Here is a 17,001-nt window from a genome sequence, read left to right as displayed (position 1 = left end):
AAAAGCAAAAATCAGGAACATGGACTTATCGCGTGCCGTAACTGTTCGTTAAATCATCATTTTGAGGCGTTACTTACTTTTAGTTATTCGTATTTTAACAGAGCTAAAACCAATGTCAATTGGGGATAAAAAAAGAACGGCGAAAACCCATGGTGTTTTCGCCGTTCTTTCTAAATATTAGTTGTTCTTTTGAGCAACAACTTCCTTGCCGTTGTAGTAACCACAACTTGGGCAAACATAGTGAGACTTCCGCAGTTCACCACAGTTAGGACATGGACTCATGCCCGGTACCGTCAACTTAATGTGACCACGACGCATATCTCTTCTTGCTTTCGAAGTTTTTCGCTTTGGTACAGCCATTAATAACAACCTCCCCTTAATTAATTTCCACTAGTGAATTTTTAAGCCTTGTCGTCATCATCCGCATAAAACTGCTTCAGACTAGCAAGACGTGGATCAACTTGTTTAGCTTCCGCGTGCTGCTCGTTAAAGTCAGCTTCGGAAATCACTTCCCAGTCCTCACCGGCCGGCATTTTAGCTCCGGCCCGTTCGGCTGGCGAAAGTACTTGCATTGGAATCTGCACAATCACATTATCTGCCACTGCTTTGTCAAAATCAACCTTTCCATCGTCATCAACCTTGATAACGACAACCTCATTCTCATAGCGATTAAAGGCGGCCTTCGTGTTGACATACACTTCGGAAAAATGAAATTTCAGTGGCAATGAAAACGGTGTTAATGAACGCGACGATGGTACCGTCACCGTTCCTTCAACGTCGGCATCAATGATTACATCCCCGTTATCAGCTACAGCAGAAACTTGGACCGTAAATGGCGTTGCATCTAAAATCTCCTGCGGATATCGCTCCAGAAGGTCCGCCTTCAAATCAAGCGTACCCTGCTCTGTGAACGGTTCCTTTTGATAACCTTGTAACTTTTCAAAGGACCACTTCATATAAATACCTCCAATGCAACAATTGTAATTATACTGACAATAAAAATCGATGTCAAGGTCTACTCCTTGATAGCTGGTTTCCGGATTACCGATCGTCCCCGATCTTGAATCCGACCATTAACCAGCTCCGTGACTAAGCCCGCGCGCGCCTCTAAGGCAAGGTCCTGGTCCAGAGCAGTTTTACTGGCCGTCGTAATCAACGGGAGTTCCAGGTGTTTTTTGACCGTATGCAGGTACTGCTGGCCCCGGGTTGTCATTCCTAAGACCCGCAGCACCGGTTGATAATCACGAACAGCCTGGGCCTGAAAGTTAAGTAAAATATACGTACATAAGCGTTGTAACCGCGGATAGGTATACCGTTTGGTTTTTACAGCCGCTAAAAAGTTTGCAAACGAAGGTGCCGATGGCGCCAACCGTTGTAACCGGTACTCTAGGCCCTCTGTCATCTGGTAAATCTGACGTAATTCGGCAGGCGTCTGCTGGGTAATCGCATACTTCAAATACGGCCAAAATTGTTCCCAATCTAAGGGGGTTAATCCGGTCCACGCCTGGTTACTGGCAGCGGGAACACTGGTGCGGTAATCCAAATCCCCGGCCAGTAATGCCCGGCGAATCGCCGTTCCACTCGAAATCGTCCGCCCGAGTTGCTGGTCACGATGACCACTGCCCTGGCGTTTTACCGGAACCAGGTGCACAGGATGCGAAAACTGCCCCGCCGCCTGGGCGTACCAAAATCCCAACGTATCGTTTGGTTCCTGCAATGCCAGTCCATACTCCCGCAGCAGCGCCTGGCGAAAAGCCGTGGGAAAATTCAAGTGGTGATCCTGAAATTCTTGTCCGGTGGCCTGGACGTCGAGTTGCGCCAGCTGGTTAAAATCCCAATCCGGATGTTCACTGCCAAACGATAAATCGTCACAGTGTAAAGCTTGCACCAGCTCCACGGCTCGCTGGGCAAACAAATGGGCCGGCTGAACGGCAGAAACCGCTGGCAACTCAATTACTAAATCAACCCCATTGGCTAACGCCATCTTCGTTCTGGTCCACTTATCAAAGACGGCCGGTTCCCCCCGCTGGGTCCAATTGCCACTCATAATGGCCACGGTCACGTCAGCTTGGGTCAGTCGTTGGGCCTCGTGTAATTGCCACAGGTGCCCATTATGAAACGGAACGTACTCAGCAATCACCGCGACGGCCCGCAGTGCTGTCATTGCTTCACACCCCGAAAGAACCACCGGGTAGTGGTATCGGTAACCGGTGCTTTCCCAAAGTCACTGGTCACGATAATCTCGCCAAACCCCGCACTGTGAAGTGCTTGTTCGTAATCACCGAGTGGGTAAGTCCGCTCATAGTGCGTTTCTGCATAGGCGGCATAGGCATCTAGCTCAGGCTGGTAGTGAAAAAAGGTCAAATCATGCTCAACTGCATGGGGCTCACTACCCGCATAGGTCGTCCACATGAAAGCCTGGTCGTCATCTTGATAATTGTACATGTACCCGGGGTACTTTACATCGGTTTGGTAGGGCGTAATTACATCAAACAAAAATTGCCCACCGACGGGCAGCCGGTCAGCCACCGTTTGAAAAACCTGCGTGACTTCGCTTAGATCCTGTAAGTAACACAAAGAATCGTCAAAACACGTGACCGCGTCAAACTCGCCCAGCTCCTGCAAATCCAACATATTTAGTTGTAATAAGGGGACGGTGGTCTCCGCCTCTGCCAGGTGCTGGTTAGCAAGTGCCAGCATATCGGCAGACAAATCCACCCCGGTTACCTGGTACCCAGCTTGATCTAACAACACCAGTAACCGACCGGTGCCACAGGCGAGATCTAACACCCGGGCTGGGGGTTGAACCCACCGCTTTACGTAATCGGCCCATTGCGGATACAACTCATTATCAAATAGTTGATCGTAAAACGTGGCAAACTGACTATAAATCATGCCTAATCCTCGTCAATCCAAGCCGAAATGTCTTCCACTTGGGCATCGGCCCACAGTTTTTCCAGGTTATAAAATTCCCGGGTTTCCTGTTTAAAGACGTGAATAATCACTTCGCCCGCCTCAATTAAAATCCAATTAGCCTGATCTTTTCCTTCAACGTGATCAACCTTGACGTGCTGTTCTTCTAACTTATCAATGATGTTATTGGCAATCGCCTTAACCTGACGATCAGAATCAGCATCCATGATGACAAAGTACCGACCCATCACACTCAGGCGTTCAATGTTTAAAACAACAATGTCGTGAGCACGGCGTTCGTCAGCCGCTTTTACGACCGTCTCTAAAATTGCTTGGTTATCCATACATCCTCCTATTGTTGTCCAGCCACAATCACGTTATAGGCCGCAATTGCTGCTGGATAGACTGCTTGTTCATGCGTAACTAACCGTTTCATCGTTTGGGCATTTTGATAAACAACGCCATCCCATAACCGGGCGTGGGTTAGCTTGCGAGCATCCGTGACGCCAGCAAAGTCGCGCCCCGGCTCAATGTAATCGGCCATGTACACAATCTGGGCGTAAACATCCATGACCGGGGCCCCAATCGTGTGGTACTTCACGGCCCGTAAAATCCGGTTATCATTAATCCCGAGTTCGCGTTGCACCATCAGATAGCCCACGTAACCGTGCCAAATGGCGCTCCCGTAGTTTAAGAGCTCGGGATCTAGGTGGTCTGTTTGAATTACCGCCTCAAAATCAGCTTTGGGACGTTGTTTGGCATAATCATGCACGAGGCCGGCTAAGCCAGCGACCGTGGGATCCGCCTGCTGTTCCGTTGCCAATTCAATGGCGGTTTGCTCGACCCGCAAACAGTGTTCCAGCCGGTTGGGCTTTAACATGGTGCGCATTTTCGCAATGATTTGGTCACGATTAAAATCAGCATACTGGTGATAATCTAGTTTACTCTGTTTCATAAAGTCCTTGCTCCTTAATGTATTTTAAAACGGGATCTGGCAACAGGTAGCGGACGTCTTCGTGCCGTTGTAACTTGGTTCGAATCAGTGACGAAGAAACCGCAAAGGTGGGCACGTTAATCCAATGCACGGGATACGGCGCCTCGGTCGTGGTGCCCACGCGATTAACCCCCACAAAGGTTACCAGCTTTACCAAATCGGCAATCCGGTACCAGGTTGGCAAGTAGGCCACCATGTCCCCACCAATAATGAAGTAGTACTCGGTATCGGGATGGGTGGCTCGTAAGGTCTGCAACGTCGTATAGCTATAACTCGTGCCCTGGCGCTGAATCTCCGTTAGCTCAATTCCAAAGTGGGGATTATCCACAATGGCGCGCTGTAACATTTCCACCCGGTGCTGCGCCGCAATCGCTTCCTTATGATCAACGTGGGGAGGCTCAAAATCGGGTAAAAAATCAACTCGATCAAGTTGCAGTTGGGCATAGGCCTGCTCCGCAATCAACAAGTGGCCCTGGTGGATCGGATTAAAGGTCCCCCCGAGTAGTCCAATTCGTTGTTTCCGCATGACTACAACCTATAACTGGAATACACCGTGGGAAATATCACGGTGATTCGGTTGACTGGCTTCTTGAAACAGTAAGACCGTTTTCCCAATCGTCTGCACAACCTGAATTTCACTGTTAGCTTCAATAAACTGTTTGACTTCCGCGGGACTAACATCCGCACTTTGTTGGATGCTTACCTTTACAAGTTCCCGTTTTGCGACGGCCCGGCCCACCTCTTGTAACCACGTTGCATTCAGTCCGTTTTTCCCCACGGAAAAAATCGGCCGGAGTTGGTTCGCATTGGCCCGTAAGAACCGTTTTTGTTTCCCAGTTAATTTCATTGTTACTCCTTTATTAAAACATTGATTTTCTGATCAAAACGGCCACCCCTTTAGGAGCCCAGCCGGCAACAACACTTCCCTTGGGAACCGTTACCCAGCCTAAGCCTTCAATCACTAAATCAGAGGTGTCCGTAACCTTAAATTCATGCCGTTGTAGCGGAATCACATTTTCAGGGCCTTCCGGTGGCTTCAACAGCCCACCGGCGTGGTTAGCAAAGAATTCATCAGCGTTTTCCAACTTAGTACGGTGTAACATTAAATTATTATCAACGTAAACCGTAAAGCCCGCCTTCGGTCCCTGGAGGTAATCAAACCGCCCCACGGCGCCCCAAAATAAGGTTTGCCCTGAATTTAACTGATACACCCGGGGTTTAATTCGTTTTTGGGGGGAAACGTATTTAAGATCCTGACTACTTAAGTAGTGCGCCATTTGACTGGAATGAATAATTCCGGGAGTGTCAATTAATAAGTGGCCATTATCCAACGGGATTTTAATCAAATCGAGCGTGGTCCCCGGGAACTTGGAGGTGGTAATTACCTGCCGTTCTCCCGAACTTTGATGAATGATCTGATTAATCAACGTTGATTTTCCCACGTTTGTCACTCCAACCACGTAGACGTCGCGATCATGGGCATACCGGTTAATCACAGTTAGCAGGTCGTCAACCGCTTGGTTAGTCTTCGCCGATACCAATTCCACTCCAACGGGGCGCAAGCCGGCCCGGTTAACCGTCTGCCGTAACCAGTCCTTGACCTTGGTCGGTTTAAACGACGACGGTAATAAGTCCACCTTATTTCCAACCACTAAGACTGGATTCTTGCCAACGAAGCGCTGTAACCCCGGAATCAAGCTCCCGTTAACGTCAAAAATATCGACCACGTACACAACTAACGAATCGGTGCTTCCAATCTGACTTAACAGGTTTAAGAACTCATCGTCAGAAACGCTAACCGGTTGAATCTCGTTGTAATGCCGGAGCCGAAAACAGCGTTGACAGTAAAGTTCCCCCGTCTCTAGTCCCTTTTCCAGTGCCCCGCTGGGAGTATAGCCCGCGGCTGTTTTATCCGTCGTTTGAATTTGGGCACCACAACCGATACAAAATAGCGGTTCCGTCGCTGCAACTTCTTCATCCAATCGTTTTTCGTCCATTAATCAATATCTTCCTTCCACTGTAGCTTATATTTTTTTTGCAGTAACCGGTACACTAGTTTTTCTAACTGGCGGTTCAGTTTAGTGGGTAATAAGTCGGTTTGCACGAGGGGCTTCACCCAGATGCTTTTAATTTTACAGTTATTGGCCGCCAACACATCAGTTAATAACTGATCGCCGACCATCACCACTTCCTGTTTGTGCAAGTGGCCCTGCTTCAAGGCCCGCTTCATCCCGACCGGGAGCGGTTTTAAGGCATGCGCCACAAATGATAACTGCAAATCGCCTACGGCCCGTTTAACTCGTTTGGGATTATTGTTAGAAACGACCACCAGTTTGATTCCGGCCGCTTGTAAGCTCTCCATCCAGTGCTTTAACTTCGTGGTACTGTTTTTATTGTTCCAAGGAATGAGGGTGTTGTCTAAATCAGCCAAAACGGTTGTAATTCCGTGTTGTCGCAATTTTTGGGGCGAAATTTGAAAGACGTTCTCCACCATCCAGGTTGGTTTAAATGCTTTTAACATTGGCACGCTCTTTTCTTGATTGTTTATCCTTTATTTTAAAGCATCTGCCACGGAAATAGTAGCGGTTTAAAAGCAAAAAAACTTCTACCAGGTGTTCCTAGTAGAAGTTTTAACGCTCTGCTTATAAAGCTTTTTTGGCTTCAGCAACTAAAGCTGCAAATGCATCTGCATCATTCACTGCTAAGTCCGCTAACATCTTACGGTTAACGTCAATGTTAGCCGCCTTAAGTCCATGCATTAATTTACTGTAACTAATGTCATTGATCCGGGCTGCCGCGTTAATCCGCGTAATCCACAGTTTTCTAAAGTTTCCTTTGTTGTTACGACGATCACGAAAGGCATATTCCCGTGACTTCATTACTTGATCTTTAGCAGTTTTAAAGAGCCGGTGCTTTCCACCGCGGTATCCCTTAGCTAATTTCAGTACGCGTTTCCGCCGGTTCCGTGTAGCAGTTCCACCTTTTACTCGTGGCATATTAAAATCCCCCTAGATTAAAAATTTAACTTAGTTTATTTTTTTAATAATTCAGTGTATGACTTAACCCAAATGCTGTTTAACATGTGAGTCCCACGTAAGTGACGACGTTGCTTCTTCGTCTTCCCGTGGAAACGGTGGCTAGTAAAGGCATGAGCACTCTTTAAACCACCCTTAGCAGTCGTTTTAAACCGCTTCGCAACGGCCCGGTTTGATTTCATTTTTGGCATAACAATTTCCTCCTCTTTGGTTTACTCTCGTAACCTACTTTTTTGTTTTATTACTTGGTGCAAGCATTAAGAACATACTCCGGCCATCCATCTTTGCTCGTTGCGTAACGGTTGCAATGTCAGCCGTGGCATCAGCCATCCGGTTTAACACGTCGCGACCGATTTCTTTATGCGTAATGGCCCGTCCCTTAAAACGAATGGAAACCCGCACTTTTTCGCCCTTGGTGAGGAATTTCTGTGCGTTTTTCAACTTCGTATTGAAGTCATTCGTATCAATCGTTGGACTTAACCGAATTTCCTTAACGCTAACCGTTTTTTGCTTCTTGCGGGATTCCCGTTCCTTCTTTTGTTGGTTAAACCGGTACTTTCCGTAATCAAGAATTTTCGCAACTGCAGGTTTAGCGTTCGGTGCAACCAGCACTAAATCCAAGTTCGCGTCTTCGGCAATTTGCATTGCTTCAGCCTTTGATTTCAAACCAAGTTTGTTTCCTTGATCATCAATAACCATCATTTCGCGAGCTCTGATTCCATCGTTGACCATTTGATCTCTTTTTGCTATGGTGATTCACCTCCAAGTAAATTTCAAAGCAGAAAAAAGGCGGAAACTCAATCGAGTTCCCGCCTTGGCTACTGGAAAAACCCAGTAACTTGCATCCGAATAGCCCAGCAACGAAACGTCACTCAGGCGAGAAGCGGGAAGCCTCTGCTTTTAACTATCTTAGCATATCAAGGTTCAGTTTATTTGTCAACCTTGGGTTGGGAATCGTTGCGGGAATAAGTTGAAATATCATGCATAATTTCCACTTGGAAGTCATCCATTGGTAACTCGCGACTATCCTCTTCCCCATACTTACGCACTGAAACCGTGTGGTTCTGGACTTCGTCATCACCAACAACGATGGTGTAAGGAATCTTGTGCGTTTGGGCGTCCCGAATCAGGTACCCCATCTTTTCTGAGCGTTCGTCAACGGCTGAGCGAACGTGGAGAGCCCGCAACTGTTCGTTAATCTGGTGGGCATACTGACCATGCTTAGCTTCACTAACCGGAATGATTTGCACTTGCTTAGGCGCTAACCACGTTGGGAAGGCGCCCTTGTAAATTTCAATGAGGTAGGCCGTAAACCGTTCCATCGTTGAAACCAAGCCCCGGTGAATCATTACGGGCCGGTGTTCCTGACCGTCTTCACCAACGTAGTGCAGGTCAAAACGAGCTGGTAACATGAAGTCGAGTTGAATCGTAGACAGCGTTTCTTCGTTTCCAAGGGCCGTCTTCGTTTGCACGTCCAACTTTGGACCGTAAAAGGCTGCTTCCCCTTCGGCTTCAACGTAGTCCAAGCCCAGTTCGTCCATGGCACCCTTCAACATGCTCTGCGCCTTGTTCCACATCTCATCATCATCGAAGTACTTTTCCGTGTTCTTCGGATCCCGATAACTTAACCGGAACGTGTAATTATCAATGTCAAAGTCATGATAAACGTCCATCATGAGGTTCAAAATCCGCTTGAATTCTTCCTGGATTTGTTCCGGCGCAACGAAAGTGTGTCCATCATTGAGGGTCATTTCCCGGACCCGTTGTAATCCACTTAAGGCCCCCGATTTTTCGTACCGGTGCATCATCCCTAATTCAGCAATCCGTAATGGTAGTTCCCGGTAGGACCGAATGTGATGGTTATAAATTTGGATGTGAGAAGGACAGTTCATAGGCCGTAATTCCAGCATCTCATCATCATCCATTTCCATTGGTGGGAACATGTCTTCTCGGTAGTGTTCCCAGTGTCCGGATTGCTTGTACAGGTCCAAGTTTGCTAAGACCGGTGTGTAAACATGTTCGTACCCGTTCGCCAATTCCTTGTCAACGATGTAGCGTTCAATCGTCCGCCGAATCGTTGCTCCGTTTGGCATCCAGTATGGTAACCCAGCGCCAACTTTAGGATCAACGAAGAACAGGTCGAGGTTGTTCCCAATCACCCGGTGATCGCGTTCCCGCGCTTCCTGCCGCTTTTGTAAATCTGCTTCTAGATCGGAAGCTTTGTAAAAGGCCGTTCCGTATAAACGTTGGAGCATGGGATTAGAGGACTTGCCTTCCCAGTATGCCCCAGCCACCGATAAGAGTTTAAAGTGCTTCAGATCTTTCAAACTAGGCGCAGCAACCACTTGAGCAAGAACTAATTGTCCCCCAATTTCGTAAAAGGGAATTTCATCAGCCGCTTCAGCTTCGACTAGTTCCGTTTGGTACCAATCTCCGCTAACTTCGGTTAAGGCGTCTGCTTTACTCAACATTACGCGATTTACCAGCGCGTTATCCTTAATCACCCGTTGCATTTGGGCTGCAAGTCCATCTAATTCGTCCGCACTAATCTGGCGTTCGTCTTTTTCCGTATCAACGTAAAAGCCATCTTCATCAGCGGCTAATCGACCTAAGCGCACTCCAGCAAATTCACGTTTAACAACCGCAGCTAGTAATTGCGCGGCACTCTGCCGGAGCACCGTCAACCCATCGTTTGAATCAGCCGTTACAATTTCTAGCTTTCCGTCCGTCAGCAATGGTTCACGAACATCCACTAACTTTCCGTCCAGTTTTCCAGCCACTGCTTTTTTCGCTAGACTAACTGAGATTGATTTGGCCACCTCAGCCACCGTAATGCCGCTATCAAATGCTTGCGTGCGGCCATCTGGAAATTCGAGCGTAATTTGTGCCATTTCCTCTTCCTCCTATCAAAAAAGCCCCCTGGTAATGAATACCAAGGGGCGTCGTTAGACGCGGTTCCACCCAATTTATCCGTTCTCCGGATATCTCTGTCAACCACTTTAATTTGCGTTAAGAAACAGGTGGTAGGTGCAACTCGCCAACAAGTAGTTTCCAGAATCATGCTACTCTCTCTGTGAATTAAAGTTGCACCCATGTCCTTATTTAGTAGTCTAATCACATCGACTATGGGTGTCAAGCGCGAACCCTTTAATTTCTTAAATTGTTTCCATTTAAAAATACCGGGCGTGCGAGAAACTTAATCCGTTCCATTAACCGCTGGGCTTTTAACGGATCAACGACGTCCTTTCCCGTCACAGCGAGGTGTTCTGTCGCCAACTTATCCATTGAGAAGTTAGAGGTAAAGAACGTAGCCAGCTGATGCTGCATTCGATACTCTAAAATCACGCCCAACACGTCATCCCGAATCCAAGCTGACATGGAATCCGCCCCCAGATCATCAATGATCAGTACGGGGGTCTGCTTCACCTGGTCAACTTTATCCTGAAGGGTGTGATCTCCGATGGCATTCTTCAAGGCGACCGCAAAGGACGGGAAGTGCACTAACGTGGTTTGAATTCCATGATCGGATAACCGGTGGGCCATGGCGGCCATCAAAAAGGTCTTTCCCACCCCAAAGGGTCCGTACAGATATAAGCCTTTGTAGTTCGCTTTTGGATCAGCCTCGTACTGCTCAATAAAATCTAGGATTTTAATGATGACCTCTTCTTGATCCGGGGTCGGTTCATAGTCTTCAAAGTTAACCTGCTTAATGGCGGGCGTCATCCCCACCGTTTTAAAGTTACTTTGCAAGCGGTGTTGTCGTTCCTGTTCCAAAAACTCAGGGGTCGGCCGGTATGCCACTTCAATCAAGTGATCACTAACCACTAATTGAGGGGCATACCCCTTCGCAAAGTTCCCGTTGCCGGCCTGTAACTTTTGTTTTTCGTTAACAAACTCGTATAATTTCGAAGTCGATTTTTCCTTCGCCTGTGGATCAAGTTCAGCCTGATGCTCCTGCAAAAATTGTTGCACGTCTGGGTCGGCATAGACCCGTTGCAACAACTCCTGATAGTGTGCTTCTAAGTGATGCTGTTGTAGGGACGTTTTCAGTCCTGCACCAACGTTTTTCATTGCTCATCCCTCCCTTCCGACTGGTTTTGGTTTAACTTAGCTAACCGTTCCTTGATTAACTTCCGATTGGCAGCGGAAGCTTGTTTTTGCGAGCGCTGATTGCCAGCTTGTTGCGCCCATTCTGGAAGTGTTTCTCGGACGGTCTGGCGGCGTTGTTTCGTTTTGCTAGCTTTTTTAGTGGCCAAGCGCTGGTCTCGTTGCTTGATTTCCAATAACGCTTGGGTCGCCGTTTGCAGCTTTCGTTGAGCCCAGTCATTGGCAATCGTATCTAATAAATTTTTGTTCAACGTGGGGGCTTCTCGATCAACCAACAATAGGTAAGTCAACATGTTGACCACCGACCGTGGCAAGACGTTGCGTTCAACTAACTGGCGTAACGAGCGTTCCTCCGCGCTCGTCGCGTATCCCCCTTTTTCTCGTTTAATCGCCCCTAAAAAGGGAACCGGCGCCGCGGTTTCTGCGACCTGCACTAATTGCTGTTCTTGTTGACTCAACTTGGCGTTCGTGGTATCCGTTTCCGGGTGCGCTACTGGCGCTGACGGTTTTGGAGCAGCTGGCGTATGGCGTCGTGCCATTAATAACTGGAATTTCTGCTTATCAAACCGATTAGTGGTCAAATTTGTCGCCTGCTCAATGACTCGACACATCTCCGGCTCATCCACTCCATACAGTTGCTTGGTTACGGCAAACAGCGCTTGATTTTTTTTAACTTCTGCAAGGTTCACAAAGGAACTCTGCAAAATCTGCAACATCAGTTGCAAATCAACCTCCGGCAACTCCGGCTCCGCAGCCGGCGGTGGCGTTTGTTGGGCGGCTTGTTTGGTTTTACTAACTAGCGGTGGCACTGAACCAGCTGGTTGGGCAAACACCTGCCAAAAGCTATGGGTCTGGTCGTCTAAGCTCGAGACATCCAACGGTCGCGGTAGTAACTGCTGGGCGAGAGTCATAAATTGATGCTCCCCAATCATTTCCAGTAAGAATTGACTGAGGAGTTCCTGTTGAAAAAACTGTGCTGGCAACAGGGGATCCAGCAACTGATAAAGCGTCTGTTCCCCCTGCCGGTAAACCCGCAGTAAGCCACTACCTTCAAGCTTTAACCGAGCTTGATAGAGATGCTCGGCATCAATTTGGAGCGTACTCATTAAATAAAAATGGCCCTGAGCTTGTTCTGACTGGTGCCAAAGGAGATTCTCCAAGGCATAAGCATCATTCCCAATCATCGGTAAATACAACTGGTCAAGGCTCAGTCGCTGTTCCGTAGTTAAATTGTGACCCCGACGGACTTGGAATTTCGTCTGGGGATTAATTAATTGATTATCATTTTCCATCATGTTTACTTTCAGTTTTAGCGGTTGGGTTATTCCCCATTAACTCCTGCATTTTCGCGTAAAACTCATTCATATCTTTGAACTGACGGTAGACGCTCGCAAAGCGAATGTAAGCAATCTCATCAACATCCTTGAGGCCGTTCATGACGTACTCTCCAATGGCCTTACTCGAAACTTCATGACTGCCAGCATCCCGGTTTTCAATGCTTTGCTTGGTTTGGTCCACAATCTGATTCATTTGCGCCAGCGAAACGGGGCGTTTTTCACAAGAGCGAATAATCCCCCGGAGTAACTTATCCGCACTAAACTCTTCCCGATCGCCATTCTTCTTTACCACTAGTAACGGCGACGCTTCCAGGGTTTCAAACGTTGTAAACCGAAAGCCGCAGTGTTCACACTCACGGCGGCGGCGAATCTCGCTGCCGCCAGATAAGGGACGACTATCAACGACCCGTGACGCCGCATGTTGACATTTTGGGCATTTCATAACTTTACCTCATCTTTTCTAACCAGGTTTGTAATTGCTGCGTTAACTGCGTTTCTCCCGCGGTGCTATCGACCACCCAATCTGCTAACGCTGCCTTCGTTGCTTGTGACCACTGGGCTCCCATCAACTGACTAGCCCGACTGATGCTGACTTGGTTACGAGTGATTAAGCGTTGCATCTGCACAAGCGGTTCACACGTCACCATGAGGATCTGATCCACGTAGCTAGTAAACCCGTTTTCAAACAATGTCGGGGCATCCAAAACCAGCAGATCCGATTCGGCCATCGCAGCCGTCACCCGCCGTAACAAGGCCGGATTAATGATGCGAACTAAGCGCTTTAGTTGCGTGGAATCTGCAAAGACCAGTTGTCCTAACCGGTGGCGATCAATTTGCCCGTTCACTTGGACCTCTGGACCAAACGTCGCGGTAATTTGCTGAATGGTCGCCTGATCATGTGCTTCCAATTCGTGCGTTTCCGCGTCTAAATCTAACACCGCGACTCCTTGACTAACCAAATACCGGGCAGCGGTCGATTTGCCGGTGGCAATTCCTCCCGTTAATCCAATTACCTTAGTCACTTAAATCACCATGAACCACTTGGCACTTGGGACAGAAAGTCGTTCCCCGTTGGGCAACCTTAATTTTCTCCATTAACGTTCCACACCGACGACAAGGTTCGCCCTTGCGCCCATAAGCTTGCAGTTGGTTTTGAAACTGACCAGCTTCCCCAAAGGCGTTCGAATACGAATGAACCGTGGTTCCATGACCTTTGATTGCCGCTGCGATTTCCGTGATGATGTTGTCACGGAGCTTTTCAATTTCGGCATCGCTGACGTAGTTCGTGGGTTGTTCGGGATGAATTTTAGACATCCACAGCACTTCATCACAGTAAATGTTACCCAAGCCAGCCACCTGTGATTGGTCGAGTAAAAAGGCCTTAATCTTGCGATGGGACTTGTGTAACCGTTCTTTAAGGTACGTAAAACTGAGATCATCAGCCGTTGGTTCCGGACCAATTTTATTGAGTCCCGACAGCTCCATTACTTCGTCGTTGGCAACCAACGCCATTTTCCCAAACATCCGGGTATCTTTGTACCAGAGTTCCCGGCCATCATCTAAATGAAAGACCACGTTCGTATGCTTAGGTCGAGTGGAACCAGCTGGTTCGACCTCGTACTTTCCTTCCATCCGCAAATGCGATACAAGGGTTAAATCATTGGTTAAGCGAAACAACAGGTACTTTCCCCGCCGGTCAATGCGCTCAATGGTTTTCCCCGCCAGTTGGCGCGCAAACTCATCTGCGGGCATGTTGATCATCTTGGGATAAAGCACTTCCACAGACTCAATCTTCGCGCCGCCCACTAATTTAGTGAGACCCTGGCGGACGGTTTCTACTTCTGGTAATTCTGGCATCATTCCACCTACTTATTTTTTATTTTTTGATATTATACCAATTATTGCCATAGTGGCTTTCAACTTTTAACGGCACATCGAAGTTAACGGCGGCCGCTTGCAACAAAGAATCCGTTTGGACAATCGAATCCATGACCTTGGGCACCACCGTCTCTAAGGTTTCTAGTTCGGAAACGGGAGCTTCAAAAATTAGTTCATCATGGATTTGTAACAGCATGCGGGCTTGCAAGCCCCGCTCGGCCAGGACCTGGTTCATCTTAATCATGGCTGCCTTAATAATATCCGCTGCACTCCCTTGAATGGGTGAATTCATCGCAATCCGTTCGGCAAACTGGCGCCGTTGGAAACTCCGGGATTTAATTTCTGGAATATACCGGCGCCGTTTCGCAATCGTTTCCACGTACCCGTGGTCCTTCGCAAAGGCGACGCTTGCATCCATATACTGTTTTACTCCAGGGTATTCATGAAAGTACTTCTCGATGAAGCGCTTGGCTTCTTGATTAGAAATCCCCGTATTTTGCGATAAGCCGTAAGAACTAATCCCATAGACGATTCCGAAGTTAACTGCTTTGGCCTGGCGTCGTAAATTGGCGTCAACATCCGCATCCGGAGCTAATTCAAAAATCCGCCGGGCAGTAACCGCATGGATATCCTCGTCGTTAGCAAAGGCGGCTTTCATGTTCGGGTCACCCGAAATGGCCGCTAACACCCGCAGTTCAATCTGGGAGTAATCCGAGGAGAACAGGACCCAATCTGGCTTGGATGGAACAAAGGCTTCTCGAATCTTGCGCCCCTCCTCCGTCCGCACCGGAATGTTTTGCAGATTCGGGTCAACCGACGATAACCGGCCGGTCTGAGTCAGGGTTTGTAAGTACCGGGTATGCACCTTGTGATCGGGTTGAATGTCGCTTTCAATTCCATCGATGTAGGTGGAAATTAGCTTGGTCAACTGGCGGTACGCTAAAATTTTAGCAATAATCGGATGGTCCGGGGCTAATTTCTCCAAGACATCAACGGAAGTCGAATAACCGGTTTTGGTCTTTTTAATCACCGGAAGCTGTAACTTTTCAAACAGCACCTCTCCGAGTTGTTTTGGAGAACCCACGTTAAACTCAGTCCCGGCATCCTGATAAATCCCTTGTTCTAATTCAGCTACTCGTTCAATAAACTTACTCTTTAACGCTTCTAACCGGTCGCGGTCCACCCGAATGCCAGTAATCTCCATTTGACCGAGGACCTGTGAAAGGGGCAATTCCATTTCCCGGTAAAGCGCAGCTTGCTGGTGGGAATCTAAGTCGGCTAACATCTGCTGTTTCAGTCGACTAATGGCGAGGGCTTTTCTGGTGAGATGCTGATAAAATTCATCATCAGCGGGCAACTTAATGCTTTTCCCTTTTCCGTAGACATCCTGATCGGGTAGCACCCCGTTATAGTGGTGTTGCCGCGCAACTTCGCCAACATCATCGGCGTTGTTGAGCGTGTTTAGTAAGTATGAAACTAGCAACATGTCAAAATCAACGGCTTGCAATGCAATCCCATCGCGGTGCAAGGCCACTCGTTGGGCTTTATTATCAAAAACATCCTTTTTGATTGCTGGATTTTCTAACAATCCTTGCACGTGCGGATTCTGCAGAAGGGCAACATCTTTGGTAACGTACCAGTGCTCCGGCGTACCGATTACCAAGCCAACCTGGTCGGCCACGTGATAATTAGGAGTCAACATTTCCACGTTTACGACCACTTCCGTAGTTAGTTGATCCAACTCTGCAGCGTTCTCAGTGGTTAACACCGTGTACTGCACCTCTGGTAGTTCCGAAGTGGTGGTTGCATCTGAATCCGCATCCGTGAGAAAGGACCGGAAATTAAGCTTTTGATACAGTTCCTGTAATGCTGGTTCTTGGTCCCCGCGGTACTTCATATCCTTTAAGCCAACCGTGAGCGGAGCATCCCGTTTGATGGTAGCTAATTGCTTGGATAAAAACGCCTGGTCCCGGTCATTTACAAGATGTTCCTTGAGTTTTTTCCCGGAAACCTCATCAATGTGTTGATAGAGATTCTCAATGGTGCCAAACTGATGCACGAGCTTCAAAGCCGTTTTCGGTCCCACTTTTTCTACTCCCGGATAGTTATCGGAAGTGTCGCCTTGTAACCCCTTCACGTCCACAATTTGCTCCGGGGTAATCCCCATGGTTTCTTCCACGTAGGTCGGGGTAAAAGCTTCAATGTCACTGACCCCTTTTTTAGAAACCTTCACCGTGGTTTGTGGCGAACACAGCTGGGTTAAATCACGATCGCCGGTAACAACGGTCACTTCGTAGCCCGCCTTTTCTGCTTGTCGCGCCGTGGTGCCAATGATGTCATCGGCTTCATAGTCCGCCAGTTCATAGGTTTTAATTCCCCGCTTTTGTAAGAGCTCCATCACATACGGAAACTGTTCACGCAACTCTTCGGGCATCTTATCCCGACCACTTTTGTAACCGTGGTACATGTTCGTTCGAAAGGTCGTTTCTCCCGCGTCAAACGCTGCGAGAACCGCATCTGGTTGCACCCGGGCTAACATATCGTTCAGCATCCGATTAAACCCATACAGGGCATTCGTGTGTAAGCCTGCCTCATTGGTAAAATGATCTAAAGACTGGTACAAAGCAAAAAACGCCTTGTAGAATAATGAATTACCGTCAATTAATAATATTTTTTGTGCCGCCATCTCAACTGCCTCCGTTACTTTAGTTTCATTTTACCTGATTAATTATGCGAA

General features: G+C 47.9%; 20 protein-coding genes and 1 other annotated feature. All 20 genes read right to left on the bottom strand.

What is annotated here, in order from left to right; genetic code table 11:
- Nucleotides 1-177 precede the first annotated feature (177 nt).
- On the bottom strand, nt 178-360 hold the full coding sequence (gene rpmF / locus M3M35_RS00915; protein WP_252750151.1) for a 50S ribosomal protein L32: 183 nt from the start codon (nt 358-360) through the stop codon (nt 178-180).
- Nucleotides 361-401: 41 nt separating this feature from the next.
- The gene (locus M3M35_RS00910) at nt 402-956 is read right to left on the bottom strand and encodes a YceD family protein (RefSeq protein ID WP_252750150.1); all 555 of its coding nucleotides are present in this window, start codon (nt 954-956) and stop codon (nt 402-404) included.
- Between the two features lie 59 nt (nt 957-1,015).
- Nucleotides 1,016-2,164 carry a nucleotidyltransferase gene (locus tag M3M35_RS00905; protein WP_252750149.1) on the bottom strand — a complete coding sequence of 383 codons (1,149 nt, stop codon included), beginning with the start codon at nt 2,162-2,164 and terminating at the stop codon, nt 1,016-1,018.
- A complete protein-coding gene (locus tag M3M35_RS00900) occupies nt 2,161-2,895 on the bottom strand; it encodes a class I SAM-dependent DNA methyltransferase (protein ID WP_252750148.1) in 735 nt (244 codons plus the stop codon). Before M3M35_RS00900 ends, M3M35_RS00905 begins: the two co-directional genes overlap by 4 nt.
- Before the next feature lie 2 nt (nt 2,896-2,897).
- Complete coding sequence (rsfS, locus tag M3M35_RS00895) at nt 2,898-3,257, bottom strand: ribosome silencing factor (protein ID WP_252750147.1); 360 nt, start codon at nt 3,255-3,257, stop codon at nt 2,898-2,900.
- 8 nt (nt 3,258-3,265) lie between these two features.
- Entirely contained in the window at nt 3,266-3,868 is a 603-nt protein-coding gene (gene yqeK, locus M3M35_RS00890; RefSeq protein ID WP_252750146.1) for a bis(5'-nucleosyl)-tetraphosphatase (symmetrical) YqeK, read from the bottom strand.
- A complete protein-coding gene (locus M3M35_RS00885; protein WP_252750145.1) occupies nt 3,855-4,433 on the bottom strand; it encodes a nicotinate-nucleotide adenylyltransferase in 579 nt (192 codons plus the stop codon). Before M3M35_RS00885 ends, yqeK begins: the two co-directional genes overlap by 14 nt.
- A gap of 9 nt (nt 4,434-4,442) precedes the next feature.
- Entirely contained in the window at nt 4,443-4,754 is a 312-nt protein-coding gene (gene yhbY, locus M3M35_RS00880; RefSeq protein ID WP_252750144.1) for a ribosome assembly RNA-binding protein YhbY, read from the bottom strand.
- A 13-nt stretch (nt 4,755-4,767) separates the two neighbouring features.
- The gene (yqeH, locus tag M3M35_RS00875) at nt 4,768-5,904 is read right to left on the bottom strand and encodes a ribosome biogenesis GTPase YqeH (RefSeq protein WP_252750143.1); all 1,137 of its coding nucleotides are present in this window, start codon (nt 5,902-5,904) and stop codon (nt 4,768-4,770) included.
- On the bottom strand, nt 5,904-6,428 hold the full coding sequence (locus tag M3M35_RS00870) for a YqeG family HAD IIIA-type phosphatase (protein ID WP_252750142.1): 525 nt from the start codon (nt 6,426-6,428) through the stop codon (nt 5,904-5,906). Before M3M35_RS00870 ends, yqeH begins: the two co-directional genes overlap by 1 nt.
- A gap of 121 nt (nt 6,429-6,549) precedes the next feature.
- The gene (rplT, locus tag M3M35_RS00865) at nt 6,550-6,903 is read right to left on the bottom strand and encodes a 50S ribosomal protein L20 (protein ID WP_252750141.1); all 354 of its coding nucleotides are present in this window, start codon (nt 6,901-6,903) and stop codon (nt 6,550-6,552) included.
- 35 nt (nt 6,904-6,938) lie between these two features.
- Nucleotides 6,939-7,133: a 50S ribosomal protein L35 gene (gene rpmI, locus M3M35_RS00860; RefSeq protein WP_252750140.1), complete on the bottom strand. Its 195-nt coding sequence runs from the start codon at nt 7,131-7,133 to the stop codon at nt 6,939-6,941.
- A 34-nt stretch (nt 7,134-7,167) separates the two neighbouring features.
- Nucleotides 7,168-7,674, bottom strand: coding sequence for a translation initiation factor IF-3 (infC, locus tag M3M35_RS00855; RefSeq protein WP_252750139.1), 507 nt, complete (start codon nt 7,672-7,674; stop codon nt 7,168-7,170).
- A gap of 43 nt (nt 7,675-7,717) precedes the next feature.
- Nucleotides 7,718-7,848 (bottom strand) — a sequence feature (ribosomal protein L20 leader region).
- Between the two features lie 23 nt (nt 7,849-7,871).
- Nucleotides 7,872-9,833 (bottom strand): threonine--tRNA ligase, encoded by a 1,962-nt coding sequence (thrS, locus tag M3M35_RS00850; protein ID WP_252750138.1) that lies wholly within the window; start codon nt 9,831-9,833, stop codon nt 7,872-7,874.
- A 256-nt stretch (nt 9,834-10,089) separates the two neighbouring features.
- Nucleotides 10,090-11,013 (bottom strand): primosomal protein DnaI, encoded by a 924-nt coding sequence (dnaI, locus tag M3M35_RS00845; RefSeq protein ID WP_252750137.1) that lies wholly within the window; start codon nt 11,011-11,013, stop codon nt 10,090-10,092.
- The gene (locus tag M3M35_RS00840) at nt 11,010-12,344 is read right to left on the bottom strand and encodes a DnaD domain protein (protein ID WP_252750136.1); all 1,335 of its coding nucleotides are present in this window, start codon (nt 12,342-12,344) and stop codon (nt 11,010-11,012) included. The genes dnaI and M3M35_RS00840 overlap by 4 nt, the downstream gene beginning before the upstream one ends.
- A complete protein-coding gene (nrdR, locus tag M3M35_RS00835; RefSeq protein WP_252750135.1) occupies nt 12,331-12,828 on the bottom strand; it encodes a transcriptional regulator NrdR in 498 nt (165 codons plus the stop codon). The genes M3M35_RS00840 and nrdR overlap by 14 nt, the downstream gene beginning before the upstream one ends.
- A 4-nt stretch (nt 12,829-12,832) precedes the next feature.
- On the bottom strand, nt 12,833-13,408 hold the full coding sequence (gene coaE / locus M3M35_RS00830; protein ID WP_252750134.1) for a dephospho-CoA kinase: 576 nt from the start codon (nt 13,406-13,408) through the stop codon (nt 12,833-12,835).
- Nucleotides 13,401-14,243: a DNA-formamidopyrimidine glycosylase gene (gene mutM / locus M3M35_RS00825; RefSeq protein WP_252750133.1), complete on the bottom strand. Its 843-nt coding sequence runs from the start codon at nt 14,241-14,243 to the stop codon at nt 13,401-13,403. The genes coaE and mutM overlap by 8 nt, the downstream gene beginning before the upstream one ends.
- Before the next feature lie 19 nt (nt 14,244-14,262).
- Nucleotides 14,263-16,950, bottom strand: a complete 2,688-nt coding sequence (gene polA / locus M3M35_RS00820) for a DNA polymerase I (protein WP_252750132.1) — start codon at nt 16,948-16,950, stop codon at nt 14,263-14,265.
- Between the last annotated feature and the right edge of the window lie 51 nt (nt 16,951-17,001).

Origin of the sequence: Fructilactobacillus myrtifloralis (assembly GCF_024029335.1) — a bacterium.
GTDB lineage: Bacteria > Bacillota > Bacilli > Lactobacillales > Lactobacillaceae > Fructilactobacillus > Fructilactobacillus myrtifloralis.
The sequence above is the reverse complement of the archived record's forward strand: the minus strand, read 5'-3'. Positions and strand labels throughout refer to the sequence as shown.

What these genes read in the sequence shown, in the direction of transcription:
- yqeH (WP_252750143.1), bottom strand. Translation starts at nt 5,904, where the DNA reads ATGGACGAAAAACGATTGGATGAAGAAGTTGCAGCGACGGAACCGCTA.
- M3M35_RS00840 (WP_252750136.1), bottom strand. Translation starts at nt 12,344, where the DNA reads ATGATGGAAAATGATAATCAATTAATTAATCCCCAGACGAAATTCCAA.
- thrS (WP_252750138.1), bottom strand. Translation starts at nt 9,833, where the DNA reads ATGGCACAAATTACGCTCGAATTTCCAGATGGCCGCACGCAAGCATTT.
- M3M35_RS00900 (WP_252750148.1), bottom strand. Translation starts at nt 2,895, where the DNA reads ATGATTTATAGTCAGTTTGCCACGTTTTACGATCAACTATTTGATAAT.
- polA (WP_252750132.1), bottom strand. Translation starts at nt 16,950, where the DNA reads ATGGCGGCACAAAAAATATTATTAATTGACGGTAATTCATTATTCTAC.
- rpmF (WP_252750151.1), bottom strand. Translation starts at nt 360, where the DNA reads ATGGCTGTACCAAAGCGAAAAACTTCGAAAGCAAGAAGAGATATGCGT.
- M3M35_RS00870 (WP_252750142.1), bottom strand. Translation starts at nt 6,428, where the DNA reads ATGTTAAAAGCATTTAAACCAACCTGGATGGTGGAGAACGTCTTTCAA.
- dnaI (WP_252750137.1), bottom strand. Translation starts at nt 11,013, where the DNA reads ATGAAAAACGTTGGTGCAGGACTGAAAACGTCCCTACAACAGCATCAC.
- rplT (WP_252750141.1), bottom strand. Translation starts at nt 6,903, where the DNA reads ATGCCACGAGTAAAAGGTGGAACTGCTACACGGAACCGGCGGAAACGC.
- infC (WP_252750139.1), bottom strand. Translation starts at nt 7,674, where the DNA reads ATGGTCAACGATGGAATCAGAGCTCGCGAAATGATGGTTATTGATGAT.
- mutM (WP_252750133.1), bottom strand. Translation starts at nt 14,243, where the DNA reads ATGCCAGAATTACCAGAAGTAGAAACCGTCCGCCAGGGTCTCACTAAA.
- rsfS (WP_252750147.1), bottom strand. Translation starts at nt 3,257, where the DNA reads ATGGATAACCAAGCAATTTTAGAGACGGTCGTAAAAGCGGCTGACGAA.
- M3M35_RS00910 (WP_252750150.1), bottom strand. Translation starts at nt 956, where the DNA reads ATGAAGTGGTCCTTTGAAAAGTTACAAGGTTATCAAAAGGAACCGTTC.
- yqeK (WP_252750146.1), bottom strand. Translation starts at nt 3,868, where the DNA reads ATGAAACAGAGTAAACTAGATTATCACCAGTATGCTGATTTTAATCGT.
- rpmI (WP_252750140.1), bottom strand. Translation starts at nt 7,133, where the DNA reads ATGCCAAAAATGAAATCAAACCGGGCCGTTGCGAAGCGGTTTAAAACG.
- M3M35_RS00905 (WP_252750149.1), bottom strand. Translation starts at nt 2,164, where the DNA reads ATGACAGCACTGCGGGCCGTCGCGGTGATTGCTGAGTACGTTCCGTTT.
- M3M35_RS00885 (WP_252750145.1), bottom strand. Translation starts at nt 4,433, where the DNA reads ATGCGGAAACAACGAATTGGACTACTCGGGGGGACCTTTAATCCGATC.
- nrdR (WP_252750135.1), bottom strand. Translation starts at nt 12,828, where the DNA reads ATGAAATGCCCAAAATGTCAACATGCGGCGTCACGGGTCGTTGATAGT.
- yhbY (WP_252750144.1), bottom strand. Translation starts at nt 4,754, where the DNA reads ATGAAATTAACTGGGAAACAAAAACGGTTCTTACGGGCCAATGCGAAC.